The 24,484-nt window shown below is 47.5% G+C and carries 18 protein-coding genes and 3 rRNA genes; 19 read left to right on the forward strand and 2 right to left on the reverse strand.

What is annotated here, in order from left to right:
* Window positions 1-11 precede the first annotated feature (11 nt).
* The 12 genes from FQV43_RS04710 to FQV43_RS04770 all read left to right on the forward strand — a co-directional run bounded on the left by FQV43_RS04710 (window position 12) and on the right by FQV43_RS04770 (window position 14,209).
* Window positions 12-1,214, forward strand: a complete 1,203-nt coding sequence (locus FQV43_RS04710; RefSeq protein ID WP_146339183.1) for an argininosuccinate synthase — start codon at window positions 12-14, stop codon at window positions 1,212-1,214.
* Window positions 1,215-1,274: 60 nt separating this feature from the next.
* The gene (gene argH / locus FQV43_RS04715; protein WP_144274924.1) at window positions 1,275-2,708 is read left to right on the forward strand and encodes an argininosuccinate lyase; all 1,434 of its coding nucleotides are present in this window, start codon (window positions 1,275-1,277) and stop codon (window positions 2,706-2,708) included.
* Window positions 2,709-2,746: 38 nt separating this feature from the next.
* Window positions 2,747-2,926, forward strand: a complete 180-nt coding sequence (locus FQV43_RS04720) for a Trm112 family protein (protein ID WP_144274926.1) — start codon at window positions 2,747-2,749, stop codon at window positions 2,924-2,926.
* A 35-nt stretch (window positions 2,927-2,961) separates the two neighbouring features.
* Complete coding sequence (gene tyrS / locus FQV43_RS04725; RefSeq protein ID WP_146339185.1) at window positions 2,962-4,245, forward strand: tyrosine--tRNA ligase; 1,284 nt, start codon at window positions 2,962-2,964, stop codon at window positions 4,243-4,245.
* Between the two features lie 416 nt (window positions 4,246-4,661).
* Window positions 4,662-6,175: ribosomal RNA gene (locus tag FQV43_RS04730) — 16S ribosomal RNA — on the forward strand.
* Window positions 6,176-6,499: 324 nt separating this feature from the next.
* Window positions 6,500-9,561 (forward strand): 23S ribosomal RNA (locus tag FQV43_RS04740).
* Window positions 9,562-9,719: 158 nt separating this feature from the next.
* Window positions 9,720-9,836, forward strand: a 5S ribosomal RNA gene (gene rrf / locus FQV43_RS04745).
* The 16S, 23S and 5S rRNA genes sit together here, the layout of an rRNA operon.
* Before the next feature lie 509 nt (window positions 9,837-10,345).
* Window positions 10,346-10,987 carry a hypothetical protein gene (locus FQV43_RS04750; RefSeq protein ID WP_146339187.1) on the forward strand — a complete coding sequence of 214 codons (642 nt, stop codon included), beginning with the start codon at window positions 10,346-10,348 and terminating at the stop codon, window positions 10,985-10,987.
* 790 nt (window positions 10,988-11,777) lie between these two features.
* A complete protein-coding gene (locus FQV43_RS04755) occupies window positions 11,778-12,374 on the forward strand; it encodes a class I SAM-dependent methyltransferase (RefSeq protein ID WP_146339189.1) in 597 nt (198 codons plus the stop codon).
* A gap of 286 nt (window positions 12,375-12,660) precedes the next feature.
* On the forward strand, window positions 12,661-13,296 hold the full coding sequence (locus FQV43_RS04760; RefSeq protein ID WP_168195048.1) for an ABC transporter ATP-binding protein: 636 nt from the start codon (window positions 12,661-12,663) through the stop codon (window positions 13,294-13,296).
* Window positions 13,293-13,958, forward strand: coding sequence for a hypothetical protein (locus tag FQV43_RS04765; RefSeq protein ID WP_144272828.1), 666 nt, complete (start codon window positions 13,293-13,295; stop codon window positions 13,956-13,958). Before FQV43_RS04760 ends, FQV43_RS04765 begins: the two co-directional genes overlap by 4 nt.
* A gap of 20 nt (window positions 13,959-13,978) precedes the next feature.
* Window positions 13,979-14,209 (forward strand): hypothetical protein, encoded by a 231-nt coding sequence (locus FQV43_RS04770; RefSeq protein ID WP_146339193.1) that lies wholly within the window; start codon window positions 13,979-13,981, stop codon window positions 14,207-14,209.
* Here the strand turns inward: FQV43_RS04770 and FQV43_RS04775 are convergent.
* Both FQV43_RS04775 and FQV43_RS04780 read right to left on the reverse strand, forming a co-directional pair.
* Window positions 14,178-15,971, reverse strand: a complete 1,794-nt coding sequence (locus FQV43_RS04775; protein WP_146339195.1) for an ABC-ATPase domain-containing protein — start codon at window positions 15,969-15,971, stop codon at window positions 14,178-14,180. The genes FQV43_RS04770 and FQV43_RS04775 overlap by 32 nt on opposite strands.
* Window positions 15,972-15,982: 11 nt before the next feature.
* The gene (locus FQV43_RS04780) at window positions 15,983-16,675 is read right to left on the reverse strand and encodes a hypothetical protein (protein ID WP_146339197.1); all 693 of its coding nucleotides are present in this window, start codon (window positions 16,673-16,675) and stop codon (window positions 15,983-15,985) included.
* 70 nt (window positions 16,676-16,745) lie between these two features.
* On the opposite strand from FQV43_RS04780, the gene FQV43_RS04785 reads away from it, so the two are divergent.
* From FQV43_RS04785 to recN, 7 genes are all read left to right on the forward strand, one after another.
* A complete protein-coding gene (locus FQV43_RS04785; RefSeq protein ID WP_146339199.1) occupies window positions 16,746-18,452 on the forward strand; it encodes an ABC transporter ATP-binding protein in 1,707 nt (568 codons plus the stop codon).
* A gap of 199 nt (window positions 18,453-18,651) precedes the next feature.
* Window positions 18,652-19,650 (forward strand): hypothetical protein, encoded by a 999-nt coding sequence (locus FQV43_RS04790; RefSeq protein WP_371710933.1) that lies wholly within the window; start codon window positions 18,652-18,654, stop codon window positions 19,648-19,650.
* A 34-nt stretch (window positions 19,651-19,684) separates the two neighbouring features.
* Complete coding sequence (locus FQV43_RS04795; protein WP_146339201.1) at window positions 19,685-20,668, forward strand: HAD-IIA family hydrolase; 984 nt, start codon at window positions 19,685-19,687, stop codon at window positions 20,666-20,668.
* Between the two features lie 6 nt (window positions 20,669-20,674).
* Entirely contained in the window at window positions 20,675-20,854 is a 180-nt protein-coding gene (locus FQV43_RS04800) for a hypothetical protein (RefSeq protein WP_146339203.1), read from the forward strand.
* Between the two features lie 18 nt (window positions 20,855-20,872).
* Window positions 20,873-21,688 carry a TlyA family RNA methyltransferase gene (locus FQV43_RS04805; RefSeq protein WP_146339205.1) on the forward strand — a complete coding sequence of 272 codons (816 nt, stop codon included), beginning with the start codon at window positions 20,873-20,875 and terminating at the stop codon, window positions 21,686-21,688.
* A 4-nt stretch (window positions 21,689-21,692) separates the two neighbouring features.
* Window positions 21,693-22,616, forward strand: a complete 924-nt coding sequence (locus FQV43_RS04810; protein ID WP_144272837.1) for an NAD kinase — start codon at window positions 21,693-21,695, stop codon at window positions 22,614-22,616.
* 118 nt (window positions 22,617-22,734) lie between these two features.
* The gene (recN, locus tag FQV43_RS04815; RefSeq protein WP_146339207.1) at window positions 22,735-24,477 is read left to right on the forward strand and encodes a DNA repair protein RecN; all 1,743 of its coding nucleotides are present in this window, start codon (window positions 22,735-22,737) and stop codon (window positions 24,475-24,477) included.
* Window positions 24,478-24,484 lie beyond the last annotated feature (7 nt).

Here is a 24,484-nt window from a genome sequence, read left to right on the forward strand (position 1 = left end):
AAGGAGAAACAATGACAAATCGTGTAGTGCTCGCATATTCAGGAGGCCTTGATACCTCCGTAGCAATCCCATACTTGGCAAAGATGACTCAGGGAGAAGTGGTTGCTGTATCGCTTGATCTTGGTCAAGGCGGGGAGGACATGGAAAATGTTCGCCAGCGTGCCCTTGACTGTGGAGCCGTAGAGTCCATCGTGATCGATGCTAAAGATGAATTTGCAGAAGATTATTGCTTACTGACGATCAAAGCCAATGGTATGTATATGAAACAATATCCACTGGTATCTGCAATTTCACGTCCATTGATTGTGAAACACCTGGTGCAGGCAGCTCAAGAACATGGTGGTACGCACGTATCTCATGGCTGCACTGGTAAAGGTAATGACCAAGTGCGTTTCGAGGTTGGTTTCCGTAGCCTTGCTCCCGATTTGGAGATTATCGCTCCAGCACGTGACTATGCTTGGACGCGCGATAAAGCTATTGCGTTTGCAGAAGAGATTAATCTACCAATTGAGCAATCCAAAAAGTCTCCTTTCTCTATTGACCAAAATGTATGGGGTCGTGCTGTGGAAACAGGATTCCTAGAAGATTTGTGGAATCCACCAACGAAAGACCTCTACGCATATACCGAGGATCCTGCATTAGGAAATGCACCTGATGAGGTCATCATTTCTTTCCAATCTGGTGTTCCAGTTGCAATCGACGGTCGTCCAGTGACTGTGCTTGAAGCAATTGAAGAGCTTAACCGCCGCGCAGGTGCGCAAGGCGTTGGTCGTCTTGATATGGTTGAGGACCGTTTAGTTGGTATTAAGTCTCGCGAAGTATATGAGGCGCCAGGGGCGATTGCCTTAATCACTGCTCATGAAGCACTTGAAGATGTGACTGTTGAGCGTGAGCTTGCTCGTTATAAGCGCGGTATTGACGCGCGTTGGTCTGAAGAAGTCTATGACGGTTTATGGTATGGACCGCTAAAACGCTCACTTGATGCGTTTATTGAGTCTACTCAACAGCACGTTACCGGTGATATTCGTATGGTGCTTCATGCTGGAAAATGTGTGGTCAATGGTCGTCGATCAGCTTCATCGCTTTACGACTTTAACTTGGCAACATATGATACCGGCGACACTTTCGACCAGACCTTGGCTAAAGGTTTCGTCGAATTGCATGGTTTATCATCTAAGATCGCTAACAGCCGTGATCGCAAATCAGCTGAATAAATCTTGCTAGAATAGCGCTGAAAACTAAGCGTTGAGGATGAATTAAGGAGCTTGATAGCAGTGGAAAAGCATGGCACAAATCAAGGTGCATTATGGGGCGGTCGTTTTTCAGGCGGACCAAGCGACGCAATGTTTGCCTTGAGTGTGTCTACACATTTTGACTGGGTATTGGCTCCTTATGATGTGTTGGCGTCGAAGGCTCATGCAAAGGTTTTGCATAAGGCTGGGCTTTTGAGTGATGCTGACCTCGATACCATGCTGTCTGGACTTGATGAGCTTGGAAAAGCTGTCGCAGATGGTAGTTTTGCACCATTGCCTACTGATGAGGATGTGCATGGGGCAATGGAGCGTGGCTTGATTGATATAGTCGGTGCTGAAGTGGGAGGTCGATTAAGAGCTGGACGTTCCCGAAATGATCAAGTTGCCACACTATTTCGTATGTGGGTGCGTGATGCAATCCGCGCATTGGCATTAGATGTTAGTGAGTTAGTAGATGCATTATCTGCACAAGCGGCTCAGCACCCTGGTGTTATTATGCCAGGGAAGACACATTTTCAAGCAGCTCAACCAGTGCTTTTAGCTCATGCGCTCTTAGCTCATGCACATCCATTGTTGAGAGATATCGAGCGATTGCAAGATCTCGATAAGCGTTTGGCAGTCAGTCCTTATGGATCAGGTGCATTAGCGGGTTCATCGCTGCAGTTAGATCCAGAGGCGATTGCAGCTGAACTTGGTTTTGATAGTGCAGCCGATAATTCTCTCGACGCCACAAGTTCGCGTGATTTTGCAGCTGAAACTGCATATGTCTTGGCTCAAATTGCGGTTGATATGTCACGGCTTGCCGAGGAGATCATTGCATGGTCCACACCAGAGTTTGGGTATATAACTTTGCATGATTCCTGGTCTACGGGATCCTCTATTATGCCGCAGAAAAAGAATCCGGATGTTGCAGAATTGGCGCGTGGAAAAACTGGACGCCTTATTGGCAATTTATCTGGTCTTATGGCTACGCTGAAAGCGATGCCATTGGCATATAATCGTGATTTGCAAGAAGATAAAGAGCCTATTGTGGATTCAGTTACTCAGCTTAAGCTGTTACTGCCAGCAATGACTGGGTTGGTATCTACTCTGGTATTCCATCCAGATCGTATGTTGGAGTTAGCACCAGCAGGATATACCTTGGCTACCGATTTGGCAGAGTGGATGGTGCGTCAGGGAGTACCATTCCGAGAAGCACATGAGGCATCGGGAGCTTGCGTGCGTATCGCTGAGCAACGTGGTGTCGAATTAGATGAATTAACCGATGAAGAACTCGCTAGCGTCGATGAGCGACTTCATCCAGCTGTTCGAGAAGTGCTTACTGTAGAAGGCGCAGTTGCTGCCCGTAGTACGCGTGGTGGCACTGCGCAGCCCTGTGTGGATGAACAGCGTGTGCGCGTGAATGAACTTAATGCACAGTACAAAGAGTGGGCTGAGCATGGTGTACGCGATTAGCGCACCTGTCTTTGGTCTTCTAGAGTAGGGTGGAACACATGGCTATTTCTGCTGAGCTTATGGATATTCTTGTATGTCCTATTGACAAAGGTGATCTGACGTATATTCCAGAAGATAATGTTCTTCTCAATGAACGCTTAGGGAAGGCATATCGAATCGAAGATGATATTCCAGTGCTTCTTGCCGAGAAAGCCTTTGACTGGAATAAAAATTCATAATTCACAAACATACTGATGTAAGTAAAAGGATTTCTATGCCTGATAATATTATTGATGAGCTGCAGTGGCGCGGTTTGATTAACGACTCAACCGATATAGAGGCATTGCGCCAAGAGTGTGAAAAACCAATTACGTTATACTGTGGATTTGATCCGACAGGTGATTCTTTGCACGCTGGACATCTAGTTCCTATGCTCATCATGCGCCGATTCCAGCAATATGGGCATCGCCCTATTATGTTGGCTGGTGGGGCTACTGGCATGATCGGCGATCCACGTGATGTAGGTGAGCGTGTGATGCTTACCGAAGAAAAAGTTGCCCAGAATTTGGAGTCCATCAAAAAGCAACTTCGACGTTTCGTTGATTTTGATGGTGGTGAGACTGGTACAACAGCACATAAAGCACTCATGGTCAATAATGCTGACTGGACTTCTGGTATGTCTGTAATTGAATTTTTGCGTGATGTTGGAAAAAACTTTTCACTTAATACCATGCTTGATCGCGATACTGTGAAGCGTCGTTTGGAAAGTGACGGCATCTCTTACACCGAGTTCTCCTATATGCTGCTGCAAGCTAATGATTTCGTGCAGTTACGTCGTCAGTATGATTGCGTTCTGCAAGTAGGAGGCGGGGATCAATGGGGAAATATTGTCTCTGGTGTTGATCTGAATCGTCGTGTTGATAGTGCAAAGGTGCATGGAATAACAGTGCCTTTGGTTACTGACGCGCAGGGAAATAAGTTTGGTAAGTCTACTGGTGGCGGAAAACTATGGCTTGACGATCAATTAACTAGCCCGTATGCGTGGTATCAGTATTTCCTTAATGCGGGTGATTCAGTTGTTTTGGATTATCTGCGTTGGTTTACTTTCCTGACTCAAGAAGAAATTGCCGAGTATGAAGTTGCTGTGCAGGAGCGTCCGCATTTGCGTGAAGCTCAACGACGACTAGCGCAAGAAATGACTAATCTAGTGCATGGTGAAACTGCCACCCATGCTGTTGAGTTAGCTGCTTCTGCCTTATTCGGACGCGCAGAATTAGCGGATCTTGATGAGGAAACACTTTCCGGAGCCTTGCATGAAACAAAAGTTGCTGAATTATCACTAGACAATGGCTACACAATTATTGATTTGTTAGTAGAAAGTGGTCTAGTTGATTCTAAGGGAGCTGCGCGACGAACAATCAAAGAAGGTGGCGCCTATGTTAATAATCAGCGGATTAGCGATGAGAACTGGCAACCTGAGTCAGTGGATTTATTGCATGATGCATGGTTAGTGTTGCGCAAAGGGAAGAAGAATTTTGCTGGTATTCACTTTTCATAGACCCTAATTCGTTATCGGAGCAAGTATATTGCTCCGATTTTTTTTCTAAAAACCTGTTGTGTGCTGTGTGTTTGACAGTGGTGGGGTGTTGTTTGTATTGTTTATTTTCGCTGCTGTTGAGTGCTGGCTTCTTTGTTGGGGGTTGGTGTTTGGTGGTGGGTGTTGTTTGAGAACTCGATAGTGTACTGATAGTGATCATTTTTTGATGGTTGATTAACATTGTTTTTTGTGGGGAGTGTTTTTGTCTCGTCGATGGGATGCTCTTCATTTGTTTTTTTGGTGGATTGATTGATTGCGCTGCATGGCATGGTTGTGTGTTGTGTGGGTGTGGTTGGTTGGTTTGCTGGTTTTTGTTTTTTGTTGGGTATTGGGCTTTTCACGGCCTGTGCTTGCTTACTTTTTTGTTTGTGAGTGTTTTTGTGGAGAGTTTGATCCTGGCTCAGGACGAACGCTGGCGGCGTGCTTAACACATGCAAGTCGAACGGAAAGGCCCTGCTTGCGGGGTGCTCGAGTGGCGAACGGGTGAGTAACACGTGGGTGATCTGCCCTTCACTCTGGGATAAGCCTGGGAAACTGGGTCTAATACTGGATAGGACCATGCTTTAGTGTGTGTGGTGGAAAGTTTTTTCGGTGGAGGATGAGCCCGCGGCCTATCAGCTTGTTGGTGGGGTAATGGCCTACCAAGGCGTCGACGGGTAGCCGGCCTGAGAGGGTGGACGGCCACATTGGGACTGAGATACGGCCCAGACTCCTACGGGAGGCAGCAGTGGGGAATATTGCACAATGGGCGCAAGCCTGATGCAGCGACGCCGCGTGGGGGATGACGGCCTTCGGGTTGTAAACCTCTTTCGCTAGGGACGAAGCGTAAGTGACGGTACCTAGATAAGAAGCACCGGCTAAATACGTGCCAGCAGCCGCGGTAATACGTATGGTGCGAGCGTTGTCCGGAATTACTGGGCGTAAAGAGCTCGTAGGTGGTTTGTTGCGTCGTCTGTGAAATTCTGGGGCTTAACTTCGGGTCTGCAGGCGATACGGGCATAACTTGAGTGCTGTAGGGGAGACTGGAATTCCTGGTGTAGCGGTGGAATGCGCAGATATCAGGAGGAACACCGATGGCGAAGGCAGGTCTCTGGGCAGTAACTGACGCTGAGGAGCGAAAGCATGGGGAGCGAACAGGATTAGATACCCTGGTAGTCCATGCTGTAAACGGTGGGCGCTAGGTGTGGGGGTTGTTCACGATTCCTGTGCCGTAGCTAACGCATTAAGCGCCCCGCCTGGGGAGTACGGTCGCAAGGCTAAAACTCAAAGGAATTGACGGGGGCCCGCACAAGCGGCGGAGCATGTGGATTAATTCGATGCAACGCGAAGAACCTTACCTGGGCTTGACATATGCAGGATTGGCGCAGAGATGTGTTGTCCCTTGTGGTCTGTATACAGGTGGTGCATGGTTGTCGTCAGCTCGTGTCGTGAGATGTTGGGTTAAGTCCCGCAACGAGCGCAACCCTTGTCTTATGTTGCCAGCACGTGTGGTGGGGACTCATGAGAGACTGCCGGGGTTAACTCGGAGGAAGGTGGGGATGACGTCAAATCATCATGCCCCTTATGTCCAGGGCTTCACACATGCTACAATGGTCGGTACAGTGGGTTGCGATACTGTGAGGTGGAGCTAATCCCTTAAAGCCGGTCTTAGTTCGGATTGGAGTCTGCAACTCGACTCCATGAAGTCGGAGTCGCTAGTAATCGCAGATCAGCAATGCTGCGGTGAATACGTTCCCGGGCCTTGTACACACCGCCCGTCACGTCATGAAAGTTGGTAACACCCGAAGCCCATGGCCTAACCTTTTGGGAGGGAGTGGTCGAAGGTGGGATTGGCGATTGGGACGAAGTCGTAACAAGCCGTACCGGAAGGTGCGGCTGGATCACCTCCTTTCTAGGGAGTTTTTTGTGCACCCCCTTTTTTTGTTTTGTTTTGTTGTTTGTGGGGTGTTGTTTTTTGTGGACGATGCTGCGCGCATGGTTTTGTGTGTGTGGTTGGTTTGTGTTGGTTGATTGTTGGATTGTGGTTGTTGTTGGTGCATTGTTGGGTGTCTGGGATGGCACTGTGTGTTTGTCCTTGGTGGGGATGCTGCTGTGCGCGCATGGTTTTGTGTGTGGGGTGTTTCTTGTGTTGTGTGAGAACTGTATAGTGGACGCGATGCAATTTTTTTTTGTGTCTATTCTTTTTTGTGTCTTAGTTGTTTTTTGTTTTTGTTTGTTGTTTTTGTGTAAGGGCACACGGTGGATGCCTTGGTAGTGTGAGCCGATGAAGGACGTGGAAGGCCGCGATAGTCCTCGGGGAGTTGTCAATCGAGCGTTGATCCGAGGGTGTCCGAATGGGGAAACCTGGCCATAGTTATGTGTGGTTACCCGCCATTGAATGTATAGGTGGTGTGGGGGTTACGCGGGGAAGTGAAACATCTTAGTACCCGTAGGAAGAGAAAATAATAATGATTCTGCTAGTAGTGGCGAGCGAACGTGGATGAGGCTAAACCTGTTGTGTGTGATACCGGGCAGGGGTTGCATGATGGGGGTTGTGGGTGTGTGATGTGACTGGTCTGTCTGCTGGTTGCTTGTGGCATGTGTGTTAGCGGAAGTGGTTTGGAATGGCCTGCCGTAGTGGGTGAGAGTCCCGTACGTGAAAGTGTGTGTGTCATGGGTTGTTGCGTTACCCGAGTAGCAGCGGGCTCGTGGAATCTGCTGTGAATCTGCCAGGACCATCTGGTAAGCCTAAATACTTGCATTGACCGATAGCGGATGAGTACCGTGAGGGAATGGTGAAAAGTACCCCGGGAGGGGAGTGAAATAGTACCTGAAACCGTGTGTTTACAATCCGTCAGAGCCTTTTGGGGTGATGGCGTGCCTTTTGAAGAATGAGCCTGCGAGTCAGCGGCATGTCGCGAGGTTAACCCGTGTGGGGTAGTCGTAGCGAAAGCGAATCCTAATGGGGTGTGTGAGTGGCATGTTCTGGACCCGAAGCGGGGTGATCTACCCATGGCCAGTGTGAAGCAGCTGTAAGAGGTTGTGGAGGCGCGAACCCACTTAGGTTGAAAACTGAGGGGATGAGTTGTGGGTAGGGGTGAAAGGCCAATCAAACTCCGTGATAGCTGGTTCTCCCCGAAATGCATTTAGGTGCAGCGTTGTGTGTTTCTTGCCTGAGGTAGAGCTACTGGTTGGTTGAGCGGGACTATCATCTTAGCAATGTCAGCCAAACTCCGAATGCGGGTGAAGTGAGAGCATGGCAGTGAGACTGCGGGGGATAAGCTCCGTTGGTCGAGAGGGAAACAGCCCAGATCGCCGGTTAAGGCCCCTAAGGGTGTACTAAGTGGGAAAGGATGTGGGATCGCGAAGACAGCCAGGAGGTTGGCTTAGAAGCAGCCATCCTTGAAAGAGTGCGTAATAGCTCACTGGTCGAGTGGTTCTGCGCCGACAATGTAGTGGGGCTCAAGTACACCGCCGAAGCCGCGGCAAGCAATTTTTTTGTTGTTTGGGTAGGGGAGCGTCGTGCATGGTGTGAAGCAGTCTGGTGATGGGTTGTGGATTGTGTGCGAGTGAGAATGCAGGCATGAGTAACGAATGAGAAGTGGAAAACTTTTCCGCCGGATGACTAAGGGTTCCTGGGTTAAGCTAATCTTCCCAGGGTGAGTCGGGACCTAAGGCGAGGCCGACAGGCGTAGTCGATGGATAACCAGTTGATATTCTGGTACCCGTATATGCGCGTCAAGTGGTGAATCGGTGATACTAACTGCCCTGAAGCATGTGATGGCTTTGTGTTGTTGTGTGTGGATGCGTGGGATCTGAGCTGGTAGTAGTCAAGTGATGGGGTGACGCAGGAAGGTAGCCGAGCCACTTATTGGATTGTGGTGTAAGCGTGTGGCCCGTATGCTTGGTAAATCCGGTGTACATGTGGGTGAGGCGTGATGCGTACCCGTTGTGGGGATGTTGGTGATCCTATGCTGTCGAGAAAAGCCTCTAGCGAGTGTGTGTATGGCCCGTACCCATAACCGACACAGGTGGTCAGGTAGAGTATACTAAGGCGTTCGGGTGAACTGTGGTTAAGGAACTCGGCAAAATGCCCCCGTAACTTCGGGAGAAGGGGGGCCACTGTTGGTGAACGACGTGTTGAGCTGGTGGTGGTCGCAGAGAATAGAGGGAAGCGACTGTTTATTAAAAACACAGGTCCGTGCGAAAACGTGGAAGTTGATGTATACGGACTGACGCCTGCCCGGTGCTGGAAGGTTAAGAGGACCTGTTAGATCCTTGTGGTCGAAGCGGAGAATTTAAGCCCCAGTAAACGGCGGTGGTAACTATAACCATCCTAAGGTAGCGAAATTCCTTGTCGGGTAAGTTCCGACCTGCACGAATGGCGTAACGACTTCCCTGCTGTCTCAACCACAGGCCCGGTGAAATTGCAGTACGAGTAAAGATGCTCGTTTCGCGCGGCAGGACGAAAAGACCCCGGGACCTTTACTATAGCTTGGTATTGGTGTTTGGTGCGGTTTGTGTAGGATAGGTGGGAGACTGTGAAGCTGTGACGCTAGTTGTGGTGGAGTTGTTGGTGAAATACCACTCTGATTGTATTGAGCATCTAACCTTGGCCCGTGATCCGGGTTGGGGACAGTGCCTGGTGGGTAGTTTAACTGGGGCGGTTGCCTCCTAAAGTGTAACGGAGGCGCCCAAAGGTTTCCTCAGCTTGGTTGGTAATCAGGTGGTGAGTGTAAGTGTATAAGGGAGCTTGACTGTGAGAGTGACGGCTCGAGCAGGGACGAAAGTCGGGACTAGTGATCCGGCATCTACGTATGGAAGTGGTGTCGCTCAACGGATAAAAGGTACCCCGGGGATAACAGGCTGATCTTCCCCAAGAGTCCATATCGACGGGATGGTTTGGCACCTCGATGTCGGCTCGTCGCATCCTGGGGCTGGAGTAGGTCCCAAGGGTTGGGCTGTTCGCCCATTAAAGCGGCACGCGAGCTGGGTTTAGAACGTCGTGAGACAGTTCGGTCTCTATCCGCCGCGCGCGTTGAAACTTGAAGAAGGCTGTCCCTAGTACGAGAGGACCGGGACGGACGTACCTCTAGTGTGCCAGTTGTTCCGCCAGGGGCATGGCTGGTTGGCTACGTACGGGAGGGAGAACCGCGAAAAGACATCATAAGCGGGAAGCCTGTTTTGAGATGAGGTTTCGTTTGGGTTCCCTGTAGATGAGGGGTTGATAGGCTGGGTCTGGAAGCCATGTGAGTGGTGGAGGTGACTGGTACTAATTGGCCGATAAAAAAAACAACAATAATGGGAAAATATATGGTTGTTGGGATGCATTTGGGGTAGATGTGTGTGCTGCTGTGCTGTGTTGTGTGGTGGTGAAGAAAGAGTTGTGTTGTGTTTGCTGTGCAGTGTCTGGCATGGCATGGGGGGCATCCTTTTGTGGTGTTTCTTGTGGTTGTGTTGGTGGTTGTTGTGTCAGGGGTACACCCGGTCCCATTTCGAACCCGGTCGTTAAGTCTGATTGCGCTGATGGTACTGCATCTGGGAGGGTGTGGGAGAGTAGGTCGCTGCCAACATTGGTTTTTTAATATTGTGTTGTGGGGTGTGCGTTGTGCATACCCCCCTTTTTTTTGTGCTTGTGTTGTTGTGTGCACACAAGGGGTGCAGGATCACAGGGGTGTGGGGGTGTGCTACCCGGGTGTGTGGGGGCTGTCCGGGTGTGTGTTGTGTGATGTTGATTCGTCCTATTGCAGTTCAACAAAAAACTGGTGTTTGATGTCAATTTTAGTAGAGCACAGCATCTAGAGGACACCGATACCCCGCAGACCCCCAACTCACCCCACCACCTGAACCCCATGATGTCACCATAAAATCTGCACATTATATGACCCGGCTCACCAGGAAGGTCGATTTTCGTACACACCTATAATGGGGGATACGCCTCCGTTTCCATGCAAGGGTCAAGATAATGCTCTAAGGTTCAATTCAACAGAAAGGCGATGCAGCATAGAGAATCGAAAATAAAAGCGTACCCAGAATTTTTTCTTTACTGAAACCAAGAAAGGTTGAAGCAATGAGAAAAACCATGAAAGCAATTGCACTAAGTACCACTCTCGCATTAAGCTTTCTCCACAGCATCGCAGGTGCAGAAACTGACAATGAAAAAGAAACCGTCTGGTCGGAAGATGCAATAGCAGAAACGCTAGAAAATATATCGGAAGAGGATCTCCAGTTTGTCGAAAAGGTAGCTTCCATCGGAGAGCACTACCAGGGAGCAGAAGACGGAAAGCTAACTGTTGACCTGACCGATGAGGAAATCAAGTCAAACTACGATTTCTCAGATTCCGAACTTGAGCAGCTTCACGCAATCATGAATCTCGATCGAGAGACCCTTGATCGCGGCAAGAATGATAAGCGGATTGTCACAACATATGACCATCGTCTTGGACATATCAGTAATAACGATCTCGAGTACGGTGCTGCAGCTACTCTCGTTGTTGCAGCCGAAGCGGGTCCCTATGCCTTAGAGGCAGCCTTCATTGCCTGGGCATTCATCGAAGCAGGTCCAATTGGGACACTGGTTGCCTCAGTCGGTGGTGCACTTGGTTTTGCTTTCTTCGCTGATCTCGCTCTTAAAATCACTGGAGCTGTCGCACAGAGTAAGGGGATAACCTTCTATAGCAAATGCGGCTTCCCGCCGCTCAGGGCAGAAATCGAGGATGATTAATATGATATCGTCTACTGGGTTCACATCTCGAATCTATGAGTTGATTGGTGCAGTTTTCGCAGTCTGCGCATCTTCCATCATAGAGGTTCATGGGTTTTCCGGTTTTCTCGCAGATTCTTGGTACCCATGGATGTATGCAATAGTCCTGCTTGCAACATTCGGTATGGCCGTTTATGCGAAGAGGAATCTACAGGACAGGTGGGCAGAGCAGATTCGCACCACGTCATTTTTCATGGCAATCATTTTCATTTCCATAGCATTGCCCAATGACATTTCACGTGCTGTTACTATCATTTTTGCAGTTACCCATCTATTTATCCCGACGAAACTTAATTCAAACCGGGATAAAATAGAGGGAAACTAGCCAAAAGGCCGCACTGCAGTGGGTAAATAAAGTGCTGTGTTCTACCAAAATTGACATAGACTAACATACCCCCTCACCTGCACAGACAGGGACACAACCTGGCATAAAGTGTCCTCTTTTTCACGTTGTTGACGGAGGTGCCGCACTCTCTAATTAGTAAAATACCAGGAAAATATCTATATATTTTATGGGTAAGATCTATAGTCAATTTTGGTAGAACACAGCCCAACAGCACGTGTGCGGGGGCACGCTACCCGTGAGGGTACGGCAAGTGGCGTCTGGGTGTGCCGTGTGTGTGAGGGTGCGGCACACCAGGCACACCAGGAATGATCCTCTTGGTTAGTGGTTGCATTTATCGTAGGGGTCTCCTAAAGGTAAGCTGTCTACTGGATTTTTAGTCAGATTCTAATTTGTAACAGGATACCCATGCTGGATCGTACAATAAGCTCATATTCTCAACGTGCAACTGAATATATTGAGGTATTAGGTTCCATTGAAGGTATGGACCCTCTTGATATAGCCCTTATTAAAGATTGGGGTTGTAATGTGGAAGGCGCTATTCTCGATGCGGGAGCGGGGCCAGGGCATTGGAGTGGATTATTAGAAAAATGTGGATGTGATGTCTATGGAATGGACATGGTTCCTGAGTTTGTGACTACTGCTGCTCAGCATTTTCCTGATGTTGAATTTGTTTACGGAAATATCTTGAATGTACCTTTTCGTGATTCTCTTTTTGATGGCGTTCTGGCCTGGTATTCGCTTATTCACATGGAATCAGATACTTGCGCTTACGCATTAAAGGAATTGGCTAGAATTCTTAAACCGGGTGGAACTATTCTTGTGGGTGCTTTTCTTGGTGACCATGACCAGGCTTTTGACCATGCAATTACTCAAGCTTTTTATTTCTCAGAAGACAGATTATCTGAACTGCTAACAGTAGCTGGTTTTTGTATTTGTTCTGTTCAGAAACGGCACCCAGATAATGCTCGTCCTCATATTTCAATCGTGGCAGAGCGCATCTAAAACACTAAACGTCGGGTGTTGGTATGAAGATACTCTTGCGGCAGTGATGATCGTAAGAGGGATAGTTCAGCAGAGTTGCTGCAAAAATAGCTCGTAGGGTGCCTATGTGGAGGAAAGAAGAATGCACCTGCGAAGCGATGGTTTTCACTGTAGCTTAGTGAATTTGTAGAAGAACTTGATGGGGGGGGGGACACCATCTTTATAGAGTAGAATGCGTAGTTTTCGTTACATCTTGTTGTGCTTGAAAATTTGAGCTAGAAGTGGGAAAACCTGTCTAAGGATAATAGTGATTACTGAACTTATAGTAGAGAATATTTCGCTGAATATAGAGCACCGAGCGATTTTAGAGTCTCAATCTTTTTGTCTTTCCTCGGGAAAAGCATTAGGCATAACAGGTGCCAATGGTGCAGGGAAAACTATGATACTAAAAATTTGTGCTGGGGTTCTCACACCATCTACCGGGACTGTGCATTATCTCAAAGACAAAAAGTTAATCAGAGCTGAAAATGCTCGTGGGCATATTGGAATGGTTCTCGGAAGTCCAGTATTCTATCCCGGTCAAAGCTGCCGAGAAGTAGTTCGATTTCATGCAGCGCATTTTGATGGGAAGTCGGAAGTGGACGTCACACTTAAAAAGTTTGGTCTAGAACAAGTTTTAGATGCGTCGCATGAAAAACTTTCACTGGGACAACGAATGCGCTTGGCGCTGGCGAGGGCGTGGATAACTAATCCAGATGTATTGATTCTTGATGAACCAGATAACGCTCTCGACGATGTTGCAATGAATATCCTGCTTCAAGAAATAAACAAGAAATTAGATTCTGGCAGGATATGCATACTTGCGACGCATAATAAAGATTTACTAAAGAAAATGGCGAATGATAATAGATGGGATTTTCTCCATCTGGAGAAGAACATATGAATTATCCATATACTATATCGACAAAAGAAGTTGTGTGCCGTTGTGCAGTATTCAGTGCTGTTATTTTTCTCGCGCTACTTTTCTTTTCTATTGCTGAGCCAAGTGAATCAGAGATGAATATCCAAACATCGATATTACCTTGGTTTTTATCATTGGCTATTGGCGTGTGGGTGTTTTCCGTCGTCAATACTGTTGCACAGCGTGAAAAATTGCTACAGCTTTACAATCGCAAATTTCTCTCTATTTTTATCAGCTACCCATCCAAATCTGGAGCATATTTTGCTAAAGATTGTCGCAGAATGTGGCTATACACAGCACTAATTGACTTCTGTGGTTTAGTCATCCCTATGGGTGTAGGTCTATTATTTGTGCATCCATCTTCCGAAGTTTTCATTTCAGTCAGCATTGGTATGATCTTCAGCGCGATTCTAGCAACCTCTATATCAGTTATCGCAGTTTCTTGTGGAGTGCGGTGGGCAAGTGATTCAGGTGCAATTTTAGTCTCATTCTGTCTTTCTATGCTTGTAGCAAATGGGTTTGCCAACGGACCTTCGGGGGCCTCACTATCGACAATTATTTGTTGTTCGCTTGTTATGTTCTGCATAGCTATTGGTGTATTTCGATACACAACAGCCTGGCTTTCGACGCAGGAATTAGTCTGAATTACTTTAAGGAGAGACATATGAGTAAAAGTGATTGGTTGCTTACCATTGCAGCTCTATCTTCTCTTTTACTGGGGCTGGGATTCATTATTATTTTTTACAGCACTAACCTATTAGATTTTTCTACAATGCTCGCTAACGCCATCTCCTTCATAGCGTTAGCGATTGGGTTATGTTGTGCCCTAGGGTGGCGTCGAAGGCAGACAAAAAAGCAAAGTCTTAGCGCACATCCAACTCTCGGTAGCGGTTAATAGCCGCCATGACTTCTAATACCCTGGGTAGAGCAAGATGCCCCGGGTGAGTAGTCCCATGACCTCCTCGACGTTCCCCACCGCTCAAAGAATCCATGCCCTCCTGCTGCGCCCGCATAATAAGCTCTGAAACCTGCTCTACCAGTGGCGTTGTATCATCATCACGGTCTTTGAGTACACCAATAATCCGCGCAATAGCCTGGGTCTGTGATCTATCAACTAACTGTGCCACGGCACTAAGATCAATAACGCTGCGACCAAGAATAATGCTATCCCTGGACTGCGCCTTTGGGGGTTTAGCGCCATGTTTGCCAAACTTTTCGCTTTTAGCTAAACCGCCTTGGCGTAAGCGTCGTGCTGCAGGAAGCTCAAAAGTCTGCGCTGCTGCAACTGGTTGAGTGTCAGCTGGTTGGGTGGGAGTTGGCTGACTAGTACTTGGTTGAGTCACAGCTGGTTGAGCCCTCAGAGTTGGCTCTAGCCCTTGCGCCTGCTCCGTCACATCCTGTGGCTCATAAGAATCCATCATGATCACATGATCCGCCACATCAAAGAAATCCCCAGAACCACCGGCAACAAGAACAGTCGAAACACCACAATCTGTGTACAGTGCACGAATCCTGTCAATAAAAGGGGTAATAGGCTCCTTATGGGCAGGAACAATGCTGCGCATCCGTTGGTCACGGATCATAAAGTTTGTTGCCGACGTATCCTCATCAATGAGCAAACAATCAGCACCTGCCTCCAACGCCTCCATCAAAGACGCAGCCTGGGAGGTAGAACCCGAAGCATTCGTAGTAGAAAAATGGCGGGTATCAGTGCCCGAGGGCAAATTATTGATGAAAGGAGAAATATCAGTACGCGCCACACTACGCCCGTCTTCGGCACGGATAGCACACGCATCAGGGCAGGTGATTGCCCACTCACGCCCATCACCCGCAATGTGGTTATAAATACCGCGCTCTATAGCCCGCAACACAGTGGATTTACCGTGATAGCCACCACCAATAATCACACTAATTCCTTGCGGCACACCCATGCCTGTGACCTCACGCCCTGACGCCAGGCGTATCGTCGTGCGCAAAGATTCAGGTGAGGAAAACTCCCGTGCTCCCTCCAATGGCAGATTAGAGTTCCCCGCAGCACGCGGCAACACACTGCCATCACCCAGAAAAGCCACAAGCCCCCTGCCCGCAAGTTGGCTCCGTAGATCTTCCTGGTCACAGACCAATTGGATATGTGCCTGGAGTTCCCGAGCATCCATATCCCACACAGCTGCTTGCGCTAGATCCGGTAGAGTCTCGTAGAGTAATTTTTCTGCCGCATAGCCCCGGATACGACGCCCCCTCGCCGGCAATGCCACCTCAATCCGCAGCTCAGCATATTCTTTTGTGAGTACGACGGCAGCCCGCTGGAGAACTTCCTGCCCAGGAATATCAATAGCAATAGAGCCATGTTCTTTATTGCCTGTGAAACGGTATTTTTTGATTTCACGGGCGAAACGTCGTGCAATAAAATCTGTTGCGGCGTGATAGGCGGCACGGTGTTGGTTAGGTCGGCTACAGCGAGATAGTTCTGCTATGACTGTAGGGTCAACTACTGCTTCCGTGAGATTGAGCCTGATCCTGGCTAGTGAAGGGGCAGCATAGGGGTCTGATTGGACTCGGTCAATAAATAGATCAGTGTCATGGTCAATATCCCAGCGCCCACGGAGGCGTTTATATGCGCCAAAACCAGCACCGTCAATGTCACGGAAGATACTCATAGTCTCCCATGCTAGTGCATTGGTTTCTTCTTCCGTGGTTTCGTGAGCCAGGGGTGAAACTTCTGAGTTAGAAACGGAAGGATCAGGTAAACCATCAGTGGCATCACGATGACCACAGCAAGAGTAACTTTCACAGGAAGTGGTGTTGTTGCTGGTAGAAGCATTGATAGGAGGATATTGATGGTCATGGTCATGGGGTAGAAACCACAGAAAATAACAATCATCTGTTTCCAGCGTGGGGGAATGATGCTTTCTTGTTCTGCAGCTGTAGGAGCGCTGGTATGTGATTCCCCATCTCTATCTTCTATAAAGCTGTCGACGTTGTCCGTAGCTTGAATACCATGAGAATCATCATCGATGATTGGGCTATCAAACCAACCTTCAACACCTGTGCGCTTATGGGCTTTTTCTTCTTGGATATGTTCCTTAAAGCGCTGTGACCAGAGCTTACGTTCCTCTGATTGTTCCCAGAGTGCTAGGTTTTCTGGGGAATCAAAGCGATAAATCATCACCCACAGGTCAGAGTTGGGTTGAGTCCGGATAAACCCAGATCCTAGGTAACCAGGGAAATTAATGATGATGCTTTGCCCTATACTAAACCAGGGTGCAACCTTCTCTGCGGCGTGTGTGTCCACTTTTCTAAAAATTTGGACAGTAACAGAGGATGGTGAAACTGCCTTATTAGTTTGAGATGGTGTACTCATAGGCAGGATTTTAGTGCTTGATATTCTTTGTTGGAATGCGACTGAAGAAATTTTACCTAAAATTAATTTTATGAGCCCATCGCCCTCTTTTATGACTTTGCTTACCATGATGCTGAAGCATCGTGTTGTGCTAACGGTAGCAATTGTTTTGTCGCTTATTGCCTCGGCGGTCAATCTTGTTCAGCCAATGATTATTAACACCATGATCAATAATTTGGGGGATAAGCCGGTTAGTTCTTCGGTAGTTCTCTTAATCGCATTACTTCTCATTGGTGCCATAAGTAGTGGAGTACAGATTTATTTGCTTAACAAAACCGCGGAGCGATCTGTGTATATCACGCGGCGTGCTCTTATCGCTCGAGTGCTGCGTTTGCCTATGAGTCGCTTAGATCATGTGCGTTCAGGTGATCTTGTTGCACGACTAAGCTCGGATACTACTGTTATTCGTTCTGCGTTTATCGACGGGTTTGTGGATGGCATTGCCAGTGTCGTAACAATGATAGGTGCCATTGCCTTTATGGTGATCGTCGATCCGCTGTTATTTGCCGTTGTCGCTGCTGTACTGGGTGTATGTGTGGTAATTGTCCTGTTCCAGTCATCCAAGATGCAGAAGTACACCAAGCAGCTTCAAGAAGCAGTGGGAGATGTGGGTGCGGATATGAATAGGGCTCTGGTTGCTGTTCGTTCAATTCGTGCCGCTAATGCGCAGGATAGGGTAGAGGCTGAGCTGGATAAGCAGTCCGTGCGCGCATGGGATCAGGGTAAGAAAATTGCTCGATACGCGGGTATCTTATACCCAGTTACAGGTATTGCTATTCAATTATGTTTTCTCATGGTTCTTGGTGTTGGTGGTACTCGTGTTGCTCAAGGGTCCATGAGCCTGGGAAATCTGGTTGCATTTGTGATGTATTTATTTACGCTAGCGATGCCGTTGGGAATGTTGTTTCACTCAATTACGACGATCCGCTCAGCAATGGGGGCTGTTGAAAGGATAGAGGAAGTTCTGTCGTACCCGGCAGAGACTGATGAGGGGCCTGATATAGAGCCTTCGGGGGATTTATTTTTTGTGAATGTCAGTTTTCGTTACGATCAAGAATCAGAGATGATTCTCAAGGATCTGAACTTTCATATTCCTGCTGGTACCACCACTGCTTTTGTGGGTGCTAGTGGTTCAGGGAAATCCACTATTTTGGCCCTGATACAGCGTTTTTATGACCCGTGTGAGGGGCAGATTCTTGTGGGGTCTCAGAATGTTTTTGATTATAACCGCAGTTCGGTGCGTCGTTGTATTGGTTTTGTGGAGCAAGAAGCTTCTGTTTTATCGGGAACTATACGGGAGAACTTGTTATTGGGTCATGCTGATGCCACGGATGAGCAGTGTTGGGATGTTATTCGGAAGGTTGGTTTGGAGGATAAACTTTCTGGGGCTCAGGGGTTGGAGACTTTTTTGGGTGAGCGAGGGATTAATCTTTCTGGTGGGCAGCGTCAGAGGTTGGCGTTGGCTCGTATGTTGTTGATGGATACTCCTATTTTGCTTTTGGATGAGCCGACGAGTGCGGTGGATTCTCGTAATGAGCAGCTTATTCTTGACGCTATTGCGGATCGTTCTGAGGGGCGCACTCTTGTGATGGTGGCGCATCGGTTATCAACGATTGTGGATGCTGATCAGATTATTGTTATGGATCAGGGGCGTATTGTTGCTCGTGGTACGCATGAGACTTTGATGCGTAGTAGTTCTGTGTATCAGGAGCTTGCACGTCATCAGTTATTGGATTAGCTATTGGTCTGTCTCGCCACGATTGACAGTTTTCAACACCGCTAGGAGCCTTGAAATAGGATAGACAATCGCGAGATTGTGATAGTCCGTATTAATTTTTCTCTACAGCTTAAGAGATTTTGGCGCACTTAAAAGAAGTTGTGCATAGTGAGCTGTGATAGAATCCAATCATTATTTGCTTGAAGAAAAGCTAGTTGGTATTCAAGAAAAACCTACATTATCTACAAGAATTAGCACGAGGAATATGCCTGAATATAATTCACATCGATACACGCGAAGTGGCGATAAGAAATCCGAGAGTACCTCTCGAAACAAACAACATCATGGTGATCGGCATGAGAAATCTGACGTAGAACGCCCATCTCGCTATCAGCGTCATAATGATCAAAATTCTAAGCAGCGCGATGACGAAAAGCACTCTCGCTATGCCGGATCAAAACGTCGGACGCGGCATTCGCAGCGTGGTGGGAAAGGGCGCGATAATTTTCATGGACCACATCGTGCTGGATATCGCGATGAGCGTATAGCAAAACGACAGAATGAACCTGATTTACCAGGCGATATTGACATAAAAGATTTAGATCCATTGGTACTGCAGGATTTGCGTGTGTTGTCTAAAGACAATGCGGATATTGTAGCTAAGCATCTGATCATGGCGGCAACACTGCTGGTTGATGATCCACAGCTGGCCTTGCGCCATGCTCGTGCGGCTAAGGATCGTGCTGGTCGTGTGGGAGTTGTGCGGGAAACAGCTGGTATTGCTGCATATCACGCCGGAGAATGGAAAGAAGCATTATCTGAGCTGCGGGCTGCACGGAGGATGGGAAATGGTCCAGGCCTTGTTGCGGTCATGGCAGATTGTGAACGTGGTTTAGGTCGTCCAGAAAAGGCGATTGAGATTGCGCGAGAACAAGATCAATCTCAACTGGATCTAGAAACAAAAATTGAGTTAGCGATTGTTAGCGCAGGTGCGCGACAAGACCTAGGGCAGTATGACTCTGCTCTTGCTACTTTGGAGCGTGCACCTTTATCTGCTCGTCGCACTGGCATTTCTTACGCTCGCCTTTCCTATGCATATGCTGATGCGTTGGTGGCAGCTGGTCGTATTGAACAAGCGCGAGAATGGTTCCGGAACGCAAATAAGCAAGATATTGATGGCTTGCTTGATGCATCTGAGCGTCTCGAAGAATTGCAGTAAACGGCTAAGGTTAATAGATTAAGTGGGTAGTGATATGAGCTTGTGCACGCATTATGATGCAATGCTCTTCGATCTTGATGGCACGGTTTGGGAGGGCACGACTGCATTGCCACACGCAGTTTCTGTCCTCAATGCACTTGATGCTCATATTTTTTATATCACCAATAATGCTTCGCGTAGTGCACAAGAAGTCACTAAATTATTGAATGAATGTGGCATTATGACTCGCACTGATCAAGTGCTGACGGCAGCACAGGCAGCAGTCAATCTTGCTACGCAGCACCTTCAGGCAGGGGACACGGTGCTTGTGCTTGGGGCTGATTCATTTCGAGATCTTGTGCATGAAGCTGGATATCGCGTGGTGGATAGTGCTGATGATAATCCTAAGGCTGTAGTGCAAGGGCATAGTCCAGAAACGGGTTGGAAAGAACTTTCAGAGGCAGCCTTGGCTATTCGACGTGGTGCCAAATACTTTGTGAGTAATTTAGACGCTTCTTTGCCGTCACCACGTGGTCTTATGGTTGGTAATGGTTCAATGGTCGCTGCAGTTGTTTCGGCCACTGGTCAGCAACCTATTTCTGCAGGTAAACCCGAACCTACATTGTTTCATCAAGCAGCACAAAAATGTGCTGCGCGTCGTCCGCTTGTGATTGGTGATCGTCTTGATACGGATATTGCTGGTGGCGTTGCTGCTCACATGGACACATTGCACGTTCTGACTGGTGTTTCGCAAAGTTATGAGCTTATTCACGCAAAAAGCTCTCAGCGACCAACATATATCGCTCAAGATCTACGGGCATTGCATGAGGATAGAGATCGGTTAACACCCCAAGAACAAGGTGGCTTTATCGTGCGTCGAGATGCCCGAGACATTATTCTCTCCGGTGGTAGTGAACAGTCTCATAGCATTGAAGCATTGCGTAGTGTTGTGGCATATGCGTGGGAGGATGAGCAATTTGAGGGAAACATTATTGCTGAGAGTCCTCGTGCTCAGCAGATACTTGAAGAATGGGCATGATGAACCATGAACAAACCTATGAATGCTGCGCCAAAGCCACATGATCCCAGGAAAACTCATCAGGTAACTGTAGAGGAACTTAATCAGGAGTTTGAGTCCTTTTTCTCACAGGTTGCTACCTCTTTACAAGAAGAATATATGAGGCTTGACCAGGCGCATTCTGTGCTCCATAAGGCATTGGGCTAGTAGGAAGGTAAGAATTAGGTGAGCACTGCTAGGCTCGATGCAGAAATTGTACGACGCGGTCTTGCACCTTCACGAGAAAGAGCACGATTGCTCATTAAAGAAGGAAAAGTATCTCTACCAGGCTTTTCGACGATAAAACCAGCCACTCAAGTAGATGAGACAACGCACATTATCATTGATGCGATTGAGCAGGAATCCTGGGCTTCTCGAGGGGCTCATAAATTATTGGGTGCATTAGCTCATTTTGAGAAAAAAGGACTGCAAGTAGCTGAGAAGCGTTTTTTAGACGCTGGAGCATCTACCGGTGGTTTCACTGATGTTTTGCTGCGTCATGGGGCACGAGAAGTGGTTGCGGTGGATGTCGGACGCGATCAGCTCATACCTCGATTGCAGTCGGATCCACGCGTAGTAGTCATCGATGCTATGAACATACGGTATCTCGATGTATCGGATACGAATGGTTTATGCGATGCTATGGTCGGTGATTTATCTTTTATTTCGCTTACTCTTGTGCTGGAGTCTATTGCACGCGTATTGCACGATGAGGCTGATTTATTGCCTATGGTCAAACCTCAATTTGAGGTAGGAAAAGAACGGCTTAGTCACACTGGCGTTGTTAAAGATCCTCACTTGCGTGTTGAGGTAACAACCAAAGTAGCAGAGTACGCACAAACACTTGGTCTTAGCCTTATCGACGTTGTCGCTAGTCCATTACCAGGTCCATCGGGTAATGCTGAATACTTTTTATGGTTGAAAAAAGATAACAGAAAACGAAAAATGGAGCTGACAGCTGTTGAGCGGTTGGTGCGTAAAGCCGTAGAGGAAGGACCTTAGACAGATGGCTGCACAAAAAAAGCGTGAAGTATTATTAGTGCCGCATTGTGGCAGAGCCACTAATGTTGAATCTGCGGCTCTAGCTGCAACTATGCTGGATGAAGCACGTATTGGTGTGCGCATTGTTGTGCCGGATAACAATCCAGGTGTTGCTGATCATCCGGTGCTCAAACATTTTCCGCAAGTGCCACATAATGAACACGCAACTGATGGAATTGAATTAGTCCTGGTGCTGGGAGGTGACGGCACTTTTTTGCGGGCAGCTGATTTGTCTCATCATGCGGATATACCTGTCCTAGGGATCAATTTGGGGCACATTGGTTTCCTTGCGGAATGGGAACAAGATGTGTTAGATGAGGCAGTAATTCGGGTGACGCAAGAAGATTATCGGATCGAAAAACGTATGACCTTAGATATTACTGTGCGCGATGAGCATAATGATGTCATTGGTAGAAGTTGGGCGCTCAATGAGGTATCAATCGAAAATAGCAATAAAAGTGGAGTGCTTGATGCGATTCTCGGTATCGACGGCAGACCAGTAAGCTCTTATGGTTGTGATGGCGTTATTGTTTCGACGCCTACCGGTTCGACTGCATACGCATTTTCTGCAGGAGGCCCCATCCTATGGCCGGAACTTGATGCCATTCTTGTTGTGCCGAATAATGCTCATGCTCTCTTTACGAAGCCTCTAGTGGTGAGTCCGGCCTCGACAGTAGCCATAGAAAGCGCAGCGACGACCAATACTGCTACTGCGGTTATGGATGGATTCCGCAGAATTAGTATGCCACCAGGTTCACGAGTTGAAGTGTGTCGTGGTGCGCGTGATGTGAAATGGATTCGTTTGGATAATTTGCCTTTTACTGATCGTTTAGTGCGTAAATTGCACCTACCGGTAGAAGGCTGGCGTGGCGTTAATAACTCGCATTAAAAACCATTGCTATTCATTATTGAATCATCGGATCAATGAATCAATGGCAAATGATAAAGCGTAAAAATTCTCGCACATATTTTCGCATGATTGTTTTTCATGCTGTACTATGTTCAGTATGCTCGCGGAAATTGCGATTGAAAATTTAGGTGTCATCCCTCATGCATCATTGGAACTAAGTAAGGGGCTTAGTGTCCTCACTGGTGAAACTGGTGCAGGTAAAACGATGATCATCACCAGTCTAAGATTATTGACTGGTGGCAGAGCTGATTCTGCTCGTGTTCGAGTAGGTAGCGAACAAGCAGTGGTTGATGGCACTTTTAGCTTTGAGGGGATCAATGCTGACCAAGCAGGGAAAATTGATGAGTATGCACAGCAATTGGGGGCAATTGTTGATGAGAATGGAGAATATCTAGCAAGTAGAGTAGTTAAAGCAAGTGGACGTTCTAAAGCATATTTGGGCGGTAAAGCGATTCCTGCTGCGCATTTAGGAAAATTTAGCACTGAGCTATTAACTATTCACGGGCAAAATGATCAGCTCAGACTATTGAATTCTGATAAACAGCGTGATGCACTTGATCGCCTAGACCCAAGCATAAAGGGATTAGTATCTTCCTATCAGGAAAGTTTTTTCCGCTGGCGGGAATTATCGCGAGATCTAGAAAAACGTACTGCGTCTCGTATGCAATTGGCACAAGAAGCTGATCGCTTAGAATACGCTATCAAGGAAATAACGGATATTGATCCTCAACCTGGTGAAGAACAAGAGCTAGTAGAGCAGATTCGACGTTTACAAGATGCTGATGAACTGCGAGAAGCATCTACTCAAGCATTAGTAGCGCTTGATGGTTCTGATTCTCTCGGCGATTTTCCAGATAATGGGGAATCGGCAGCTTCAGATTTATTGGGGCAAGCGGAAGCTGCTCTAAGTTCAGCTGATGATGTTCAATTAGGGCAGTTGGCGTCTCGTCTTGCTGAAGCTCGAGTTATTCTTGGTGAAGTATCAGCAGAGCTAGGTACTTTTTTATCGCACTTGCCTACTGATGCTCAGGAATTAGAACAACTTTTGACTCGTCAACAACAGTTAAAAACGCTTACTCGAAAATATGCTCCTGATATTGATGGGGTTCTTGCATGGTTAGCTAAAGCTGAAACCAAATTAGCTAGTTTAGATTCTTCTCCAGAAGCATTGGAAAAACTAAAACAGGAGGTTGATGCTGCCTATGTTGAAGCCAAGGAAAAAGCGGCTAGCTTAACTGAGAAGCGTCGTGCAGCAGCCAAGCAACTTGCGGAGTTAGTGACCGAAGAACTACATGGGTTATCTATGCCAAAAGCTATCTTTCATGTTGCACTAACTGATACTGACTTACATAAGTACGGATGTAATGAGGTGGAGTTTCAATTAGCTGCTAATTCAGCTATGGCGCCGCAACCATTACATAACTCAGCTTCTGGTGGTGAGCTTTCTCGAGTAATGCTTGCCTTAGAGGTGATTTTATCTGCGGGAAATCACGGTAATACCTTAGTTTTTGATGAAGTTGATGCTGGTGTTGGTGGCAGAGCAGCAGTGGAAATTGGGCGTCGACTTGCCCGCTTGGCGACGAAGAATCAGGTGATCGTCGTAACGCATTTGCCACAGGTAGCAGCGTTTGCGGATACTCACTTACATGTTTCTAAAGAAGTAGGGGATGAATCAGTTAGTTCAGTGGTCACTACCCTCAGCGATGAAGAAAGAGTTGAAGAGTTGGCACGTATGTTGGCAGGTCTGGACGATACTGATACAGGGCGAGCTCATGCTAAAGAATTACTGCAGAAAGCACAAACTGAAGTTGCAGGAATGAGAAAGAGTCTGAAAATGTAAGGAAAAA

It is taken from the genome of Corynebacterium sp. sy039 (genome assembly GCF_007904105.1).
In the GTDB taxonomy this organism is placed as follows: Bacteria; Actinomycetota; Actinomycetes; order Mycobacteriales; family Mycobacteriaceae; genus Corynebacterium.

Coding starts and splice junctions, on each gene's coding strand:
- FQV43_RS04755 (WP_146339189.1), top strand. CDS start 11,778: ATGCTGGATCGTACAATAAGCTCATATTCTCAACGTGCAACTGAATAT.
- FQV43_RS04795 (WP_146339201.1), top strand. CDS start 19,685: ATGAGCTTGTGCACGCATTATGATGCAATGCTCTTCGATCTTGATGGC.
- FQV43_RS04765 (WP_144272828.1), top strand. CDS start 13,293: ATGAATTATCCATATACTATATCGACAAAAGAAGTTGTGTGCCGTTGT.
- FQV43_RS04780 (WP_146339197.1), bottom strand. CDS start 16,675: ATGAGTACACCATCTCAAACTAATAAGGCAGTTTCACCATCCTCTGTT.
- FQV43_RS04775 (WP_146339195.1), bottom strand. CDS start 15,971: ATGAGTATCTTCCGTGACATTGACGGTGCTGGTTTTGGCGCATATAAA.
- FQV43_RS04750 (WP_146339187.1), top strand. CDS start 10,346: ATGAAAGCAATTGCACTAAGTACCACTCTCGCATTAAGCTTTCTCCAC.
- tyrS (WP_146339185.1), top strand. CDS start 2,962: ATGCCTGATAATATTATTGATGAGCTGCAGTGGCGCGGTTTGATTAAC.
- FQV43_RS04785 (WP_146339199.1), top strand. CDS start 16,746: ATGAGCCCATCGCCCTCTTTTATGACTTTGCTTACCATGATGCTGAAG.
- FQV43_RS04800 (WP_146339203.1), top strand. CDS start 20,675: ATGAACAAACCTATGAATGCTGCGCCAAAGCCACATGATCCCAGGAAA.
- recN (WP_146339207.1), top strand. CDS start 22,735: ATGCTCGCGGAAATTGCGATTGAAAATTTAGGTGTCATCCCTCATGCA.
- FQV43_RS04810 (WP_144272837.1), top strand. CDS start 21,693: ATGGCTGCACAAAAAAAGCGTGAAGTATTATTAGTGCCGCATTGTGGC.
- FQV43_RS04770 (WP_146339193.1), top strand. CDS start 13,979: ATGAGTAAAAGTGATTGGTTGCTTACCATTGCAGCTCTATCTTCTCTT.
- FQV43_RS04710 (WP_146339183.1), top strand. CDS start 12: ATGACAAATCGTGTAGTGCTCGCATATTCAGGAGGCCTTGATACCTCC.
- FQV43_RS04720 (WP_144274926.1), top strand. CDS start 2,747: ATGGCTATTTCTGCTGAGCTTATGGATATTCTTGTATGTCCTATTGAC.